Raw genomic sequence first — 15285 nt, 5'->3', positions numbered from 1 at the left:
GAGGCTTTTATATGGAATTTATTATTGTCATACTATTATTTGTTGTAGTTGGGACGATCGTAACAGCAATTCGATCAAACAAAAAGAAGGTAAATCTTACGAAACAAAATAACATTCATAATTCATCTAACAGTTCATCACCATTATTTTTCTTTGCTGGATCTGATAATGATAGCTCGCACGATGGAGGTTCACATGATTGTGGAGGATCTTTCGGTGGAGATAGCGGAGGCAGCTGCGATGGTGGTGGAGGTGGCGGTGATTGATGAGAATGCGTCCTATAGGGGGCGTATTTCTTTTTAAACAAACGTTTGATTAGTTGGCTTACCTATACATAAAAACAATTAAACAAACGTTTGATTCAATATTTTTAACATACTAAGGGGAATGGAAATGAAAAGGGAGCCGAAAGTGAAAAATAAGGGGAAAGTAGTGTTATTTTTATTAGCTGCGGGAGGCGTATTTCTTGTCAAATTAGGATTTAAAATTGGAATAATACATACGATTCGAACGTGGTTTGAAAGTACGTTTTCTTAAATAAGGAATATAGCCTCTTGCGATAGAGGTTTTTTATTTGTTATCATTAGACTGAACGGTCGGTTTAGTGAGGTGTGAATATGAGAAGAAATGCAGAAGAGATAAAGAAAGAAATTGCATATAAAGCAGAAAGTCTGTTTTCACAAAAAGGTTATGCAGCTACATCGATGGAAGATATTTGTGAAATTACAGGGCGAAGTAAAGGAAGTATTTATTATCACTTTAAAAGTAAAGAAGAATTATTTTTATTTGTAGTGAAACAGCATACGTATGATTGGCTAGAGAAATGGAATGAAAAAGAGAAGTTGTATAGTACTAGTACTGAAAAACTATACGGTCTCGCCGAATATTATGTAGAGGATATACAACAACCTATTTCGAATGCAATAGAGGAATTCTCTATGAGTCAAGTTGTAAGTAAAGAGATTCTGGATGAACTGTTAGCTTTAACTAGAGAATCATATGTTATGTTTGAGAAATTAATTGAAACAGGCATACAGTCTGGAGAGTTTCGTGAAGATAATACGCGCGATCTTATGTATATTGTGAATGGATTATTATCGGGGCTTGGAGTACTTTACTACGAGTTAGATCATAAAGAGCTAAAACGTATTTATAAAAAGGCAATAGATGTATTGTTAAAAGGAATGGCAGCTAAATAATAAGTCAGCTGCTTTTCTTACAAAACAAATTAGACTGAACGGTCGGTTTATAAAAGGAGGAATGAAAATGAACGCTTTATTTAAAAACCGAGCATTTATGCTCGTTATGGCATCTGATATTTTACAACAAATTGCAATTTGGATCAGAAATATGGCTCTTTTATATTTCATAATGGAGCGAACGAATAATGATCCGGTTTCTGTTTCTTTATTATCAGTTATGGAATATGCACCTATCTTTATTTTCTCGTTTATCGGTGGTGCGCTAGCTGATCGCTGGAATCCGAAAAGAACAATGGTTGCTGGGGATGTGTTAAGTGTACTGTCTATTATAGGAATTGTCTTGTTGTTAAAGCTGGATTATTGGCAGTCTATATTTTTTGCAACACTCATTTCCGCGATTGTAGGTCAATTTTCTCAGCCATCATCTTCGCGTATATTTAAGCGCTATGTAAAGGAAGAACAGGTAGCAAATGCGATTGCATTTAACCAAACATTACAGTCGTTATTTATGATTTTTGGACCAGTGGTAGGATCGCTTGTGTATACACAACTTGGTTTATTTACATCACTATATAGCTTAATCATTTTATTTTTGTTATCTGCTATCGCTCTTTCATTTTTACCAAAATGGGTTGAACAAGAGCAGGTGGCGAGAGATTCATTAAAAAATGATATAAAAGAGGGTTGGAAATACGTTCTTCATACGAAAAATTTACGTATGATTACGATCACTTTCACCATTATGGGCTTAGCTGTTGGACTAACGAATCCATTAGAGGTGTTTCTTGTAATAGAACGCCTTGGAATGGAAAAGGAAGCAGTTCAATATTTAGCCGCAGCTGATGGAATAGGTATGTTAATCGGTGGTATTGTTGCTGCAGTTTTCACATCAAAAGTAAATCCGAAAAAGATGTTTGTATTTGGTGTGAGTGTGCTAGCTATATCATTTTTGGTAGAAGGCCTATCTACATCGTTTTGGATTACTAGTTTCATGAGGTTTGGTACAGGAATTTGTTTAGCTTGTGTTAATATCGTTGTCGGTACGCTTATGATTCAACTTGTACCAGAAAATATGGTTGGAAGAGTAAATGGGACGATTTTACCACTGTTTATGGGGGCAATGTTAATTGGAACTTCACTAGCTGGAGGATTAAAGGAACTAACTTCACTAGTTACTGTGTTTTGTATAGCGATGGCACTTATTTTATTAGCGATAGGGCCAGTTCTACGTATGCAAATAAAGAAAGAAGCTGTCGCTAATAAAGAGGAACTAACAAATTCGTTAGCTTCGAAATAAATATTTTAAGGGAGCAAAATTGCTCCCTTTTTCTTTGAGGGACTTTTGACAACTATATGAGCCAATTATATACTGATGTTGTAAAAATAATTTTACAGGTTAGGAGAAATGGTGTGAAAAATCAAATCTATGAATTACGCACTGAAAATAATATTTCACAAGGTGCATTAGCGGATAAATGCAAGGTTTCTAGACAAACGATAAATGCAATTGAGAATAATAAATATGATCCAAGCTTAGCGTTAGCATTCCGTTTAGCTGAAGTATTAGGAACAACTGTTGATAAATTATTTTTGTACAAGCAGTAGAGTCGTTCATTATAAGGCGCACCGTTAAAAATAAAAAAGATCCTCTTCTTATGAGAAGAGGATCTTTTCTTATAGCGTTTTAGTCTTTGGACTAGGTGGTGTAACGGATGTATTATTTTCTGGAACCCTAGTGAGTAAGAATCCACCGATAATAAATAATACAATAATACTAAGAACACCAGCGTTTGTTTTTCCTGTTAATTGTGTTGTGACACCTACTAATACTGGACCCATAATTGCCGCAAATTTACCAAAGATATTATAAAATCCGAAGAATTCATTTGCAGATTCTTTCGGTACTAGTTTTGCGAAATATGAACGGCTAAGTGCTTGAATCCCGCCCTGAGAAGTAGCAACTAACATTGCTAAAATCCAGAAATCAAGTGTCGTTTTTAAGAAATAAGCATATGTGCAGATAATGATATAAATAATAATACCGACATATAGCATTTTTTTACCGGTAAATGTTTCTGATAGTTTTCCGTATAATAAAGCGAATGGACAAGCGACAATTTGTGTTACAAATAAGATGATTAATAGATTAGTTGCACTAATACCGAGATCTGTTCCGTAAGCGGTAGACATAGTAATAATTGTATCGACCCCGTCAATATAGAAAAAGTAAGCTATTAGGAACATAAATACAGTTTTATATTCTTTAATATTTTTAAAAGTATCAGCAAGGCGCTTGAAGCTCATTGCAATTGGTCTTGGGTGGCGTTCAATATAGTGTGTTTGCTCTACATTTTTTAGCATTGGAATTGTAAATAACCCCCACCAAAGAGCTGTTATTGCGAAAGAAATTTGACTAGCAATTCCGACTGATAAGGGGATAGTTCCTTTTTGAGAAAGAATAATAAGAGCGATACAACCGATAAAAGGAATTGTGCTTCCAATATAACCTAATGCAAAGCCTCTTGTAGAAATTCGATCCATTCTATCTTTAGAGGTAACATCTACTAAAAATGCATCATAAAAAATATTTGCTCCAGCAAAGCCGACTAATGCGAGCATATAGCATCCTAGTAATAAGTACCACTGAGATGTTGGAACAACTGCTAGCATACTTGTAAATATAATACCAAGTCCAAAGAAGAATGTGAAAAATCGTTTTTTAAATCCTTTATAATCAGCAACTGTGCCGAGAATAGGAGCAAGTATAGAAATTAAAAGTGTAGCGAACGAGTTTGCATATCCCCAATAGGCTGTTGAAGTTGCACCAGATAGTCCAGCTTCTTTTGCAGCTGCTTTAAAGTAAATTGGAAATAATGCAGTTGTAATGACGAGCGAATATACCGAGTTCGCCCAATCGTATAATATCCAGCTTTTTTCTTGTCTGGACATTTTTTTCATATAATGTTCCCCCTTAAATTTGTTCTACTAACAGTGTACAAAAATAAAAATTATAAAAAGAGAAACAGTGATGATTTTTACATAACTTTTACATATATACACAGTTCTTTACAATTGAAGTAAATCCTCTACAATTGCGCCGTCTGTTTCACCTAAGTGCAAACCGAGTAACCTAGCGATAGTGGGACCTTCATCAATCAGTCTCATATACGGAATTGTAACGCCACTTTGAATGCCTTTCCCAGCAGCCATAAAAATTGTTTCATAGTTAGGTTTTGTCGGGGAATATCCATGTGTTCCAAATGTATATTTCTTGCTAGAAGTAACATCTTCTCTATTAATTTCTTTTATGAAATCACCTGTATAATTTTCAATGAAATAATAACCTTCTATGGCCTCTAGCATAAATAAGCAATTACCATCAGCACCACGTTCTTTTGCATCTTCATCGTGCAAAATAAATTCAATTCCGTTTTGTTTATTCTGAAGAAGCTCTTCAAGAAGAAGTTGAATCTCTTTAATCGTTTCAGTATCATTTTTATCTTTTACATGTACGTAGGCAGATCCATCACAGCTTTGACAATAAGCTTTCCAATCTAGTAACTTTCCACTTTTATTTACGGATATAAGTCCTTTTTGACGAAACAGTACATTTAATTGAATTGCTTTGTTTTCACTTAAAGCGCTATGATCGCCAAGTGCAATAATTGTACTGTCTTCGTATATCCCGCTTTCTTTTAATGCTTGAATAATTTTTCCAAGGCGTTCGTCGTGTCTGTGGATTGCAGCTATTGTTTCTTTAGATTCAAAGCCATGATAGTGTCTTTGAGTATCTAAATCCGTAAAATGTACGAACATAACATTAGGCGTTTTCGTATGGATTGTATGTACAGTAGAAGCGAGGACGAAATCATCAAGTTCAGGCTGTGACAGTCCATTTCGTATATGGCCGAAACGACGATTTAAATCTAATTGATATAGCGGACTACCGCTAAATAATGAAACTAAAATTTGATTTTGCCACGGTCTATTTGGAAAAATTTCTGGTAAATTGTAATCGATATTTGCTCTTCCAGTAACAGGCCATAAAAGGGCAGCTGTCGTTAAATTTGCTTTGCGTGCTTCATCGTATAAAGTTGTTCCTTTAATGGACTTTCGATACCAATGCCAATCTGGTGACTCACGTCCTGGTTGAAGTAATGTATTGCTGACAACGCCATGCTTATTAGGATAATTACCAGTTACGATTGTTGAGTGACTTGGATATGTTACAGAAGGATAAATAGGTTCCACTTTTTTTGCAATCGCACCCTTGTTTATTAATGTTTGGAAATTAGGGAGTTTTTGTAATATAGGAAAATCTAAAGCTGATAAACAGTCGAAAGATAATATGATGACATGATTTGTTAATGCTTTACTCATAAAATAGACCTCCTGATTATATAAAACCTATTCTTATATATTACTATTAATACCTGGTAATAAAAATATGTTTCTGAATAAAATTTATTATTTATTTTCAGAAAAATTAAACATATAATAATTATAAGAGAATGAATGTAAGGAGGGAATACTATGGATTGGCTAGATGGCTTTGGTATCTTTTACATCATTGGTGGAATCACTATTTTTCTTGTATTTGCTATTTCGTATTTACTAAAGAAACGGTTTCCAGACAAACAGTTTGATATTATATTTGCACTTAGTTTAATACTTCTTTGCTTAGCATCCTTTCCCGTTACAATGATGGTTATTGGTGGATGGGAAGGAATGGGATATGGATTTATTGGTTTCTTCGTTCTACTAGGTACACTTATCGGTATGATTGCACATCAACTTGTAAAAATCTCGCGAAAAAGCTACGTATAAAACTGCAAAAAATGAAAAGAATATATAATAATAAGAAAATTAGCTATTGTTTAAAAAAAGAATTTGTATTATGATAATCAACAAATTTATTTCGTTATAACGATGAAAAAGGATTAGTACATGTTCAACCTTTTTAGCAGAGAGAGAATCCGCCAGGCTGAAAGATTCTTAAAAAGGCAATATGGAACCTGCCTTTGAGTTCTGCATATGCAGCGGGAATTTCCCGTTATCAAGAAGAGAGCATATACAATTTTTGTGTATGAATCAGGGTGGTAACGCCGGCAAAGCTCGGTCCCTATTTGGGGACGCGGGCTTTTTTTATTGTCTAAAGGAGGAAGAAAGGCTATGGCAAAAGAACAAGTACAAGCCATTACAAAGATGGAAGAGGACTTTGCTCAGTGGTATACCGATATTGTAAAAAAAGCAGAACTTGTTGATTATTCAAGTGTAAAAGGGTGTATGATTTTACGTCCATATGGTTATGCATTGTGGGAAAATATGCAGAAAGTAATGGATGAAAAACTAAAAGAATCTGGTCATGAAAATGTGTATATGCCAATGTTTATTCCAGAGAGTTTATTACAAAAAGAGAAAGATCATGTTGAAGGATTTGCTCCTGAAGTAGCATGGGTGACACATGGTGGGGATGAAAAGTTAGCGGAGAGACTTTGTGTACGCCCTACATCTGAAACTTTATTCTGTGAGCATTTTTCAAAGATTGTGCAATCATATAATGATTTGCCAAAGCTATATAATCAGTGGTGTTCAGTAGTTCGTTGGGAAAAGACAACGAGACCGTTCCTTCGTACAACTGAATTTTTATGGCAAGAAGGTCATACAATTCATGAAACAGCAGAAGAATCTCAAGCTGAAACGTTAAATATTTTAAATCTATATGCTTCTTTCTGTGAAGACTACTTAGCGATACCAGTAATTAAAGGACAAAAAACAGACAAAGAAAAGTTTGCGGGAGCAAAGGCAACTTATACGATTGAAAGTTTAATGCATGATGGAAAAGCGCTTCAAACAGGAACCTCTCATAACTTTGGGACGAATTTCTCTGAAGCATTTGATATTAAGTTTTTAGATCGTAATGGTAAATGGCAATATGTACATCAAACATCTTGGGGTGTATCAACAAGAATGATAGGTGGACTTATTATGGTTCATAGCGATAATAATGGACTTGTAATGCCGCCGAAAGTTGCACCAGTGCAAGTTGTTATTGTCCCTATTGCTCAGCATAAAGAAGGTGTTTTAGAAAAAGCAACAGAGTTACAAGGACGTATTCAGAAGGTTGCACGTGTAAAAATAGATGCTAGCAATAAAACACCAGGCTGGAAATTTAATGAGTATGAAATGAAGGGCATTCCAATTCGAGTAGAAGTTGGTCCAAAAGATATTGAAAAGAATCAAGTTGTACTTATAAGAAGAGATACGAAAGAAAAAGAGTTTATATCAATGGATCGATTAGAAGAGCGCATCCCATCATTACTTGAGGAGATTCATCATTCTTTATTTAATAAAGCAAAAGTATATAGAGATGAGAGTACTTATAGTGTGACGAATTTCGAAGAGATGAAAAAAATAGCTGATGAAAAACAAGGCTTTATTAAAGCAATGTGGTGCGGAGAACTAGCTTGTGAAGAAAAGCTAAAAGACGAAGTTGGAGTATCTTCACGTTGTATTCCGTTCGAACAAGAAGGTTTAGCTGACGAATGTATTTGCTGTGGTAAAGAAGCTAAGAAAATGGTGTATTGGGGAAAAGCGTATTAATGCTCTTTTTGATAGATGATGAAAAGGACTTTGGGGTGCATAATAAAATGCAATCCAAAGTCCTTTTTAGTTTTACAATTTGTTTCATGTATTTTTTAGATGGAATGATGTGTTTTTATTTTGCATTTTTACGGCGAATAAATAGTAACATACCGATTAGGAATGTTGAAAGTCCCATTAAAACAGATGCAGGATAATGTGTTGCCGTATTAGGTAACTTATCGCCTTGTTTTTTCGCGTTATCTTTTACATTGCCACCTTGAGAACCGTTGCCACCCTGAGAACTGCTATCGCCTTTAATACGGTTGCCGCCTTGAGAGCCGTTGCCACCCTGAGAACTGCTATCGCCTTTAACACGGTTACCGCCCTGAGAACCACTGCCACGAGCACCGTTGCCACCAGAGCCGGTGCCACCAGAACCACTGCCACCAGAACCGTTGCCGTCAGAACCACTATCGTCCTGAGAACCATTGTTTCCTGGAGGTTTATTATTATCTTTTGAATTACCTTCTGCTAAATTATCGTTATTTTGTACAATAGCGTTTGTTATTGGGTGGAAGTTTTCCGTTGCAGCATTACCAATATTTAAGCCGCTAAAAAAGGATAAAGAAAGTGTAGATGCTAAAATGAAGATTTTTGTCATTGTTTTCCTCCTGAAGAAAAAATTATTGTTCCATCTAAAAAATATCCCTTTTGTAATATTTCATAGGAAAAAGAGTTTTATGCAAAAAAAACTATATATAGAAAAAGGTGGTGTATTTCTAAAGAGAGAAAAGAGTTAATGTAAATTCCCTACAAATAGTAGAGTGATGGAGAATTTACACTCATAACAGTAGAGGAAGTGGCAACGGATGAAAGAATATATTGCATTTGATATTGGTGGTACGCAAATTAAATATGGAATTGTTTCAGAAATAGGGGTAGTACTAATGCAAAAAAAAATCCCAACAGAAATTCATTTGGGAGGGGAACAAATTGTTCAAAAGCTTATATATTTATCAAAAAAGTTAATGACTGAACATGATATTTCCGGAATTGGTATTAGTACAGCCGGAATTGTTGATATTGATAAAGGAGTTATAACGGGAGGGGTGGATCATATTCCACATTATGCTGATATTTCTATTGTTGAGAGATTACAAGAAATATTAAAAGTTCCTGTATCTATTGAAAATGATGTTAATTGTGCAGCCTTTGGTGAGAAATGGAAAGGGACTGGGAGGGGAGAAAGTGATTTTATTATGCTCACGCTTGGAACGGGGATTGGTGGAGCGATTGTTATAAATGGGGAATTATACCGTGGACATTCGTTTGGAGCTGGGGAATGGGGGAATATGTTAATAGAAGGGAAAACTTTTGAGGAGGTTGCCTCAATTTCGGGATTAATTCATCTTGTACGAAGATATAAAGGTGAAGAAGAGTGGGATGGTAAAACAATTTTTGAATTATATGATAAGGGTGATAGTGGTGTTACTCAAGCCGTGAAGATTTTCTTTAAACATTTGGCGATTGGAATTAGTAACCTTGCTTATATTTTTAATCCGAAAATGATTATTATTGGTGGGGGAATTACTGAAAGAGGAGATGCTTTCTTAAATGAAGTGAAGGAAGAGATAGGAACATACTTAAATCAAGAGATTTATAGTAATTGTGAGATTAAACTTGCGCAAAGCGGCAATTGTGCAGGAATGATTGGTTCCATTTACCACTTCTTACATCATCATAAGTAAATTATATGGATGTTTTCATATAATTGAGAATTTATCCTTTTTCTCACTAGATAAATAATGCTACAATATAAGAGAAGAATACAATATTTTCCGATTCGGAAAATGCTTTGTAGAAAGGAAGAAACTTCATGCCTATTATTTTAGAAAAAGGACAAAAGATCGATTTAACGAAAGGACAACCGAGAGTGGCAAAACTGCAGGTTGGCTTGGGCTGGGATCCAATTGGGCAATCAGGTGGTTTTCTGTCTTCTTTATTTGGAAGTAAACCAAATGTAGATTGTGATGCATCTGTTGTTATGTTAGAAGGAGATCGTTTTTTAAACAAAAATGATCTAGTTTATTTTGGCAACAAACTTTCTACTTGTGGTAGTATCATTCATTCAGGAGATAATTTAACAGGTGAAGGTGCTGGTGATGACGAAACAATTTTCGTAGAATTACATAAAGTTCCGAGCCGTATTAATCGTTTAGTATTCGTTGTAAATATCTATGACTGTGTAAATCGTCGTCAAGATTTTGGAATGATTCGCAATGCATATATTCGTATTCAAAACCCACAAACAGGTGAAGAATTAGCACGTTATAACTTGTCAGATAATTACGCTGGCAAAATGACTTTAATTGCAGGGGAAATGTATCGAGACGGAAACGAATGGAAGTTTTCAGCAGTTGGAGAAGGAACACAAGATAAAAACTTAAGTGAGATTGTATCACGTTACCAATAAGATAAACCAAGGAGGAATTGTATATGGCATCAATTTCATTGAAAAAAGGACAAAAGGTAGACTTAACAAAAACAAACCCAGGTCTTTCGAAAGTTCTTGTAGGACTTGGTTGGGATACGAATCGTTATGACGGACAAAGCGATTTCGATTTAGATGTTAGTATCTTCTTAGTAGGTGCTAACGGTAAAGTTTCAGGAGCAGAGGATTTCGTTTTCTATAATAACCCAAAAGGTGCGAATGGTGCTGTAGAGCATTTAGGAGATAACCGTACAGGTGAAGGTGAAGGCGACGATGAAACAATTAAAATAGACTTAAAAAATGTTCCTGCACATATCGAACGTATTTGCTTCACAATCACAATTTATGATGGTGAAGGCCGTAGCCAAAACTTCGGACAAGTTTCTAACTCTTTCGTACGCATTATGGATGAAGAAAAGAATGCAGAATTAATTCGTTACGATTTAGGAGAAGATTTCTCTATTGAAACTGCAGTAGTAGTAAGTGAATTATACCGTCACGCAGGTGAGTGGAAATTCAATGCAATCGGAAGTGGATTCCAAGGTGGATTAGGTTCTCTATGTAATAACTTTGGTTTAGATGTAGAGTAATAGACTTATATATCCATCAGTGAAATGTATATTTACTGATGGATATATTTTTTGAAATTAAAATATAGAGGTGAATATGCATGGTTATTCAATTACAAAAAGGACAGAAAATTGATTTAGCTAAAACAAGCCCAGGTTTATCAAGAGCGGTAATTGGTCTTGGATGGGATATTAAATCTTATGATGGTGGATCTGATTTCGATTTAGATGCATCTGCCTTTTTATTAGATGCGAACGGGAAATGTACGAAGGAAACTGATTTTATTTTCTATAATAATTTACAGTCTCCTTGTGAATCAGTTTTACATACAGGAGATAACCGTACAGGTGAAGGTGACGGTGATGATGAGCAACTTGTTGTAGATTTGAAAAAGGTTCCAGCAGATGTTCATAAAATTGCTATTACAGTTACAATTTATGATGGTGAAGGTCGTAATCAAAACTTTGGACAGGTTGCAAATGCATTCGTTCGTTTAGCAAATGAAGAAACAAACGAAGAAGTTCTTCGTTTTGATTTAGGGGAAGATTTCTCCATTGAAACAGCAGTTGTCTTTTGTGAATTATACCGTCATAATGGACAGTGGAAGTTTAATGCAGTAGGAAGTGGTTTCCAAGGTGGCTTAGGTGCGCTTGTAAGAGCGTATGGCTTGGATGCATAAGAAGGGAAACGACATTCGTTTCCTTTTTTTGACCTTTCTATAAATCTAGCAAAGAATAGGGGATAAAGGTAAGATGAGTATTTTGCAAGGAATCCTTGATACGTATGCTCAGTTTTTTGACTTGGACATGTGGATTAAAGTGTTGCAAGATCCAGTATCTTGGGGATTAATCGGTACACTTGTTGTACTTGAAGGGTTACTATCTGCTGATAACGCACTTGTGTTAGCGGTAATGGTAAAACACCTTCCGGAAGAGAAACGTAAAAAAGCATTATTCTATGGACTTATTGGAGCGTATGTATTCCGATTTATCGCGATTGGAATTGGAATGTACTTAATTAAATTAGCATGGGTAAAAGTGTTAGGTGCACTTTACTTAGCTTGGCTTTCAATTAAATACTTCATTGATAAACGAAAAGGTAATGCAGAAGAAGAGGAAGCTGATGGTATGAACCAAAATAGTATTCTCTTCAGAATGTTCGGTGTTTTCTGGGGAACGGTGGCGATGGTTGAATTAATGGATATCGCGTTCTCTGTAGATAGCGTACTTGCTGCGTTTGGTGTATCGAATGAAGTTTGGATTTTACTATTAGGTGGAATGCTCGGTATTTTAATGATGCGTGGTATCGCTGGCGTATTTTTAAAATTGTTAGAGCGTATTCCAGAACTTGAAACGACAGCCTATATTTTAATCTTAATTATTGCAGTAAAAATGCTACTGTCTGTTATTCATATTGAAGTAAGTCATACAGCGTTCTTTATTATTTTAGTTGTAGCGTTTGGAGCAACATTTATACTTCACTACATGAAGAATTCTGGACAAGCTAAAGAAGAAGTTGCAGCTACTAAAAATGAACATAAATAATTGAAATGGGTTTGCTCGTTATGCGAGCGCCCATTTTTTATAACTAAAAATAGTTTATAATAGAAGAGAGACTTTATAAAAAACGTAAATGTTTTTGGAGGTGAACTGTTGTGTTTTCACGTTTTACACTTCAACCATGTGCATTAAAAGAAGAATCAGATTTAAAGCAATTTGAAGCGCTTTTAGAAAAACGTCCACAATATGAACTGACAGAGAATGAGATGAAATTTAGTTATATAGCAACTCGTATTCTTGGTGTTCCCAATGATGTAGATGAATATTTCAATGAGTTATTTGATTATAGTGAAGCAAAAGGGATCGAGGTTTTGCATGAACAAAATTTAAATAAGGTAATTGATCCCGAAAAACTGCGCCATATTCAAGAAGTTTTTACATTACATCAAGAAGCACCGAATGGACTTACAGTAAATAGACTTGTAGCCCATTTGTCTGGAAAACAACTATTACCGCAAGTAGACAATCCTGACTTACAGCATTATATACATACGACGTTTATTTCGGTATTAAAATTGTATGAAAAACAACATAATCAATCTTTAAAAACAGAAGGGTTCCGTCGTTTCTTAATCGATATGATTAAATTAAGTGAAAATTACGTAACGAAGTGGTTCTCTACGATTAATTATAAGAAACAAATGCCGCGTATCGTTTGGTACGGTGATGCGACGGAGAGTCGTATATATTTCTTATACTTTCTTATTATGCTCGGCTGCGATGTGCTTTATTATCACCCTGAAGGAAAAGATGGGTTTGAGAATATAGATGAGGAAGGAAGGACTTTTGTCGTATCTCATTCGGGCCGTATTTCATTGGAATCATTTCCCGATCGGCGTCGTGAGCGCGTCGCAACAGTAGCTTATCAAGCTTCAAAAGAAATCGAGCAAGTACTTCACCACGATAATTCACTGCTGTATAAGCCGTGGCAATTCCGTTCATATACACCTGTAGCACGTACATTAAAAACAACATATGATGAACTCTTTTTAATTACGAAAGAAAAGGCATTTGTACGCCCAACCTTCTTTGTTGAAAACAAGCATATTTATATTCCTTCTTTATTTGCAAAAATATCAGGTGTGTCAAAGAATGATAAAGAATATTTTCAACGATTAAAGGCTGTTACATCATTTGATAACAGTTTATTAATTAATACATTTCCGTTTACGAAAGAACAAAAAGCGAATTTCCAATATCATTATCGAGATGCATTGGACCGCGGGGGAAAATTACATCCAGATTTAATTATGAATAGTCATTGGTGGCCGCATAAACGTTTACCAGAAGGTTTACAGCATGGTATTGCAGAGGCAATCATTCATACGTGCGAAAGTGAAATGTGTAAACCAATTGCGAAAGAGACGAAACAAGATGTAGCACTTTATGTTTTTGCACAGCTTTCTCAAATTCCACCGAACATTTTAGAGCAACTTGAGAAATTTGATTATTCGCAAGAAGTACCGAAAATTGTTATATTTAATAATGAGAAGAGCGGAGAATTAAGCCGTTCTGATGCTGTTTTATTATTGTTTTTAAATCAAATTGGAGTAGATGTATTCCACTTCAACCCAACGGGGAGAAACGATATTGAACCGTATATTGAAGTAGGAGCATTTGATTCACATTGGCTTGAAGAAGTTAATTTCGACCTTGAGTTTCATGGTTCATCAGCCTATAAAAATTTATCACAAACAATAAAAGGACTATTTCGTCCATTTTTATAAGGAAAGGGAGAATACCATATGAATAACCCAGTCGTACTAGATTCGAAAACAGAACTAAATGAGCAAACTGCACAAGATGTTCGGTTACAACTTAGACAAGATGCGGAAGTGCAACGTATTTATAATGCGGTAGATATTAAAGATCAATTAGAATTAATCGAGCTTGGAAAAGAACCATCTATGGAAATTTCACGTTTCGCTGATCAAATTTTACATACAATGTCTTTATCAAAAATAGAAGACTCTGGTGAATTATTAAAACAGCTTGGTAAAATTATGGACAGATTTGATAGCAAAGACTTTGCGGAAGAGAAAAGTGGTTTCTTCTCACGCATGTTCAAAAAAGCAGATAAAATGATCGAACAAATCTTTAGTAAGTATCAGACAATGGGTCGCGAAATGGATAAAGTATACGTGGAAATTACGAAGTATCAAGATGAAATGAAAAAATCAATTGGTACATTAGATGGCCTGTATGAGCAAAACTTAAAGTATTATTTAGATTTAGAAAAATACGTAGTAGCAGGGGAAATGTTATTAGAACGTTTAAATACAGAGTTAGTTCCAATGTACGAAGAGCGCGTACGTAATAATGATCAGTTAGCAGGTATCGAATTAGAATCGCTTAAAAACTCTGTTGAAATTTTAGAACAACGTATTGATGACTTAGAAAAAGCACGTATGGTTGCTCTATTAACAGCGCCACAAATTCGTATGATTCAACGCGGTAACAATAAATTAATCGGTAAAATCAATACAGCATTTATTACAACGATTCCTATCTTTAAAAATGGTATTATTCAAGCCGTAAATGCAAAACGTCAAAAGCTGGTTGCAGACTCTATGGCGGAACTTGATCGTCGTACAAATGAATTACTTAAGAAAAATGCACAAAATATCGCGACTCAAAGTGTGGAAGTGGCGAGATTATCAGGTTCTTCTAGTATTAAGATGGAAACACTTGAGGAGACTTGGAACATTATTTCAAGAGGTATGCAAGAAACACAACAAATTGAAGAACAAAATAAACGTGAGCGTGAAGAAAGCCGTAAGCGTATGGCTGCATTAACAGAGAACATCAAAAAAGAATTACAAGGCTAAAGTGAAACTTTAATCAGTGGGGGTTTTGTTCATCCCCACTGATTATTATC

17 protein-coding genes and 1 other annotated feature are annotated in these 15285 nt (G+C 35.1%); of the genes, 14 read left to right on the top strand and 3 right to left on the bottom strand.

Features of this window, described 5'->3' with window-relative positions; genetic code table 11:
• Positions 1-11: 11 nt before the first annotated feature.
• The 5 genes from JDS80_RS13290 (at position 12) to JDS80_RS13270 (ending at position 2807) form a co-directional block, all read left to right on the top strand.
• Positions 12-266 (top strand): hypothetical protein, encoded by a 255-nt coding sequence (locus JDS80_RS13290; RefSeq protein WP_199638803.1) that lies wholly within the window; start codon positions 12-14, stop codon positions 264-266.
• Between the two features lie 127 nt (positions 267-393).
• Complete coding sequence (locus tag JDS80_RS13285; RefSeq protein WP_016089473.1) at positions 394-537, top strand: hypothetical protein; 144 nt, start codon at positions 394-396, stop codon at positions 535-537.
• A gap of 80 nt (positions 538-617) precedes the next feature.
• A complete protein-coding gene (locus tag JDS80_RS13280; protein ID WP_071747280.1) occupies positions 618-1199 on the top strand; it encodes a TetR/AcrR family transcriptional regulator in 582 nt (193 codons plus the stop codon).
• Between the two features lie 67 nt (positions 1200-1266).
• The gene (locus JDS80_RS13275; RefSeq protein WP_199638801.1) at positions 1267-2499 is read left to right on the top strand and encodes an MFS transporter; all 1233 of its coding nucleotides are present in this window, start codon (positions 1267-1269) and stop codon (positions 2497-2499) included.
• A gap of 56 nt (positions 2500-2555) precedes the next feature.
• Positions 2556-2807: a helix-turn-helix transcriptional regulator gene (locus JDS80_RS13270; RefSeq protein WP_083596166.1), complete on the top strand. Its 252-nt coding sequence runs from the start codon at positions 2556-2558 to the stop codon at positions 2805-2807.
• 69 nt (positions 2808-2876) lie between these two features.
• On the opposite strand, the gene JDS80_RS13265 is transcribed toward JDS80_RS13270, so the two are convergent.
• Positions 2877-4160: an MFS transporter gene (locus JDS80_RS13265; RefSeq protein ID WP_071747282.1), complete on the bottom strand. Its 1284-nt coding sequence runs from the start codon at positions 4158-4160 to the stop codon at positions 2877-2879.
• A gap of 108 nt (positions 4161-4268) precedes the next feature.
• On the bottom strand, positions 4269-5582 hold the full coding sequence (locus tag JDS80_RS13260; RefSeq protein WP_199638799.1) for an alkaline phosphatase family protein: 1314 nt from the start codon (positions 5580-5582) through the stop codon (positions 4269-4271).
• 153 nt (positions 5583-5735) lie between these two features.
• Here JDS80_RS13260 and JDS80_RS13255 point away from each other — a divergent pair, with 153 nt between their 5' ends.
• Both JDS80_RS13255 and proS read left to right on the top strand, forming a co-directional pair.
• Positions 5736-6029 (top strand): YesK-like family protein, encoded by a 294-nt coding sequence (locus tag JDS80_RS13255; RefSeq protein WP_071747284.1) that lies wholly within the window; start codon positions 5736-5738, stop codon positions 6027-6029.
• Positions 6030-6122: 93 nt separating this feature from the next.
• Positions 6123-6329 (top strand) — a binding site (T-box leader).
• Between the two features lie 45 nt (positions 6330-6374).
• Positions 6375-7805 carry a proline--tRNA ligase gene (gene proS, locus JDS80_RS13250; RefSeq protein WP_199638797.1) on the top strand — a complete coding sequence of 477 codons (1431 nt, stop codon included), beginning with the start codon at positions 6375-6377 and terminating at the stop codon, positions 7803-7805.
• 115 nt (positions 7806-7920) lie between these two features.
• On the opposite strand, the gene JDS80_RS13245 is transcribed toward proS, so the two are convergent.
• Positions 7921-8448 carry an LPXTG cell wall anchor domain-containing protein gene (locus JDS80_RS13245; protein ID WP_199638795.1) on the bottom strand — a complete coding sequence of 176 codons (528 nt, stop codon included), beginning with the start codon at positions 8446-8448 and terminating at the stop codon, positions 7921-7923.
• Positions 8449-8656: 208 nt separating this feature from the next.
• Between JDS80_RS13245 and JDS80_RS13240 the strand changes: the two genes are divergently transcribed.
• From JDS80_RS13240 to JDS80_RS13210, 7 genes are all read left to right on the top strand, one after another.
• The gene (locus tag JDS80_RS13240) at positions 8657-9535 is read left to right on the top strand and encodes an ROK family protein (protein WP_199638793.1); all 879 of its coding nucleotides are present in this window, start codon (positions 8657-8659) and stop codon (positions 9533-9535) included.
• Positions 9536-9663: 128 nt separating this feature from the next.
• A complete protein-coding gene (locus JDS80_RS13235) occupies positions 9664-10260 on the top strand; it encodes a TerD family protein (RefSeq protein WP_001121596.1) in 597 nt (198 codons plus the stop codon).
• A gap of 23 nt (positions 10261-10283) precedes the next feature.
• The gene (locus JDS80_RS13230; RefSeq protein WP_000146733.1) at positions 10284-10868 is read left to right on the top strand and encodes a TerD family protein; all 585 of its coding nucleotides are present in this window, start codon (positions 10284-10286) and stop codon (positions 10866-10868) included.
• Between the two features lie 80 nt (positions 10869-10948).
• A complete protein-coding gene (locus JDS80_RS13225; RefSeq protein WP_071745350.1) occupies positions 10949-11527 on the top strand; it encodes a TerD family protein in 579 nt (192 codons plus the stop codon).
• Positions 11528-11600: 73 nt separating this feature from the next.
• Positions 11601-12392, top strand: coding sequence for a TerC family protein (locus tag JDS80_RS13220; RefSeq protein ID WP_071745351.1), 792 nt, complete (start codon positions 11601-11603; stop codon positions 12390-12392).
• Positions 12393-12502: 110 nt separating this feature from the next.
• On the top strand, positions 12503-14134 hold the full coding sequence (locus JDS80_RS13215) for a YceG family protein (RefSeq protein WP_199638790.1): 1632 nt from the start codon (positions 12503-12505) through the stop codon (positions 14132-14134).
• Between the two features lie 18 nt (positions 14135-14152).
• Positions 14153-15235 (top strand): toxic anion resistance protein, encoded by a 1083-nt coding sequence (locus JDS80_RS13210; RefSeq protein WP_098888572.1) that lies wholly within the window; start codon positions 14153-14155, stop codon positions 15233-15235.
• Positions 15236-15285: the final 50 nt, after the last annotated feature.

Source organism: Bacillus cereus group sp. N8 (assembly GCF_016483685.1).
In the GTDB taxonomy this organism is placed as follows: Bacteria; Bacillota; Bacilli; order Bacillales; family Bacillaceae_G; genus Bacillus_A; species Bacillus_A proteolyticus.
This window is presented reverse-complemented; position numbering and strand designations above follow the sequence as displayed.

Coding starts and splice junctions, on each gene's coding strand:
- JDS80_RS13260 (WP_199638799.1), bottom strand. CDS start 5,582: ATGAGTAAAGCATTAACAAATCATGTCATCATATTATCTTTCGACTGT.
- JDS80_RS13265 (WP_071747282.1), bottom strand. CDS start 4,160: ATGAAAAAAATGTCCAGACAAGAAAAAAGCTGGATATTATACGATTGG.
- proS (WP_199638797.1), top strand. CDS start 6,375: ATGGCAAAAGAACAAGTACAAGCCATTACAAAGATGGAAGAGGACTTT.
- JDS80_RS13210 (WP_098888572.1), top strand. CDS start 14,153: ATGAATAACCCAGTCGTACTAGATTCGAAAACAGAACTAAATGAGCAA.
- JDS80_RS13285 (WP_016089473.1), top strand. CDS start 394: ATGAAAAGGGAGCCGAAAGTGAAAAATAAGGGGAAAGTAGTGTTATTT.
- JDS80_RS13270 (WP_083596166.1), top strand. CDS start 2,556: ATGAGCCAATTATATACTGATGTTGTAAAAATAATTTTACAGGTTAGG.
- JDS80_RS13235 (WP_001121596.1), top strand. CDS start 9,664: ATGCCTATTATTTTAGAAAAAGGACAAAAGATCGATTTAACGAAAGGA.
- JDS80_RS13290 (WP_199638803.1), top strand. CDS start 12: ATGGAATTTATTATTGTCATACTATTATTTGTTGTAGTTGGGACGATC.
- JDS80_RS13275 (WP_199638801.1), top strand. CDS start 1,267: ATGAACGCTTTATTTAAAAACCGAGCATTTATGCTCGTTATGGCATCT.
- JDS80_RS13255 (WP_071747284.1), top strand. CDS start 5,736: ATGGATTGGCTAGATGGCTTTGGTATCTTTTACATCATTGGTGGAATC.
- JDS80_RS13240 (WP_199638793.1), top strand. CDS start 8,657: ATGAAAGAATATATTGCATTTGATATTGGTGGTACGCAAATTAAATAT.
- JDS80_RS13230 (WP_000146733.1), top strand. CDS start 10,284: ATGGCATCAATTTCATTGAAAAAAGGACAAAAGGTAGACTTAACAAAA.
- JDS80_RS13225 (WP_071745350.1), top strand. CDS start 10,949: ATGGTTATTCAATTACAAAAAGGACAGAAAATTGATTTAGCTAAAACA.
- JDS80_RS13280 (WP_071747280.1), top strand. CDS start 618: ATGAGAAGAAATGCAGAAGAGATAAAGAAAGAAATTGCATATAAAGCA.
- JDS80_RS13220 (WP_071745351.1), top strand. CDS start 11,601: ATGAGTATTTTGCAAGGAATCCTTGATACGTATGCTCAGTTTTTTGAC.
- JDS80_RS13245 (WP_199638795.1), bottom strand. CDS start 8,448: ATGACAAAAATCTTCATTTTAGCATCTACACTTTCTTTATCCTTTTTT.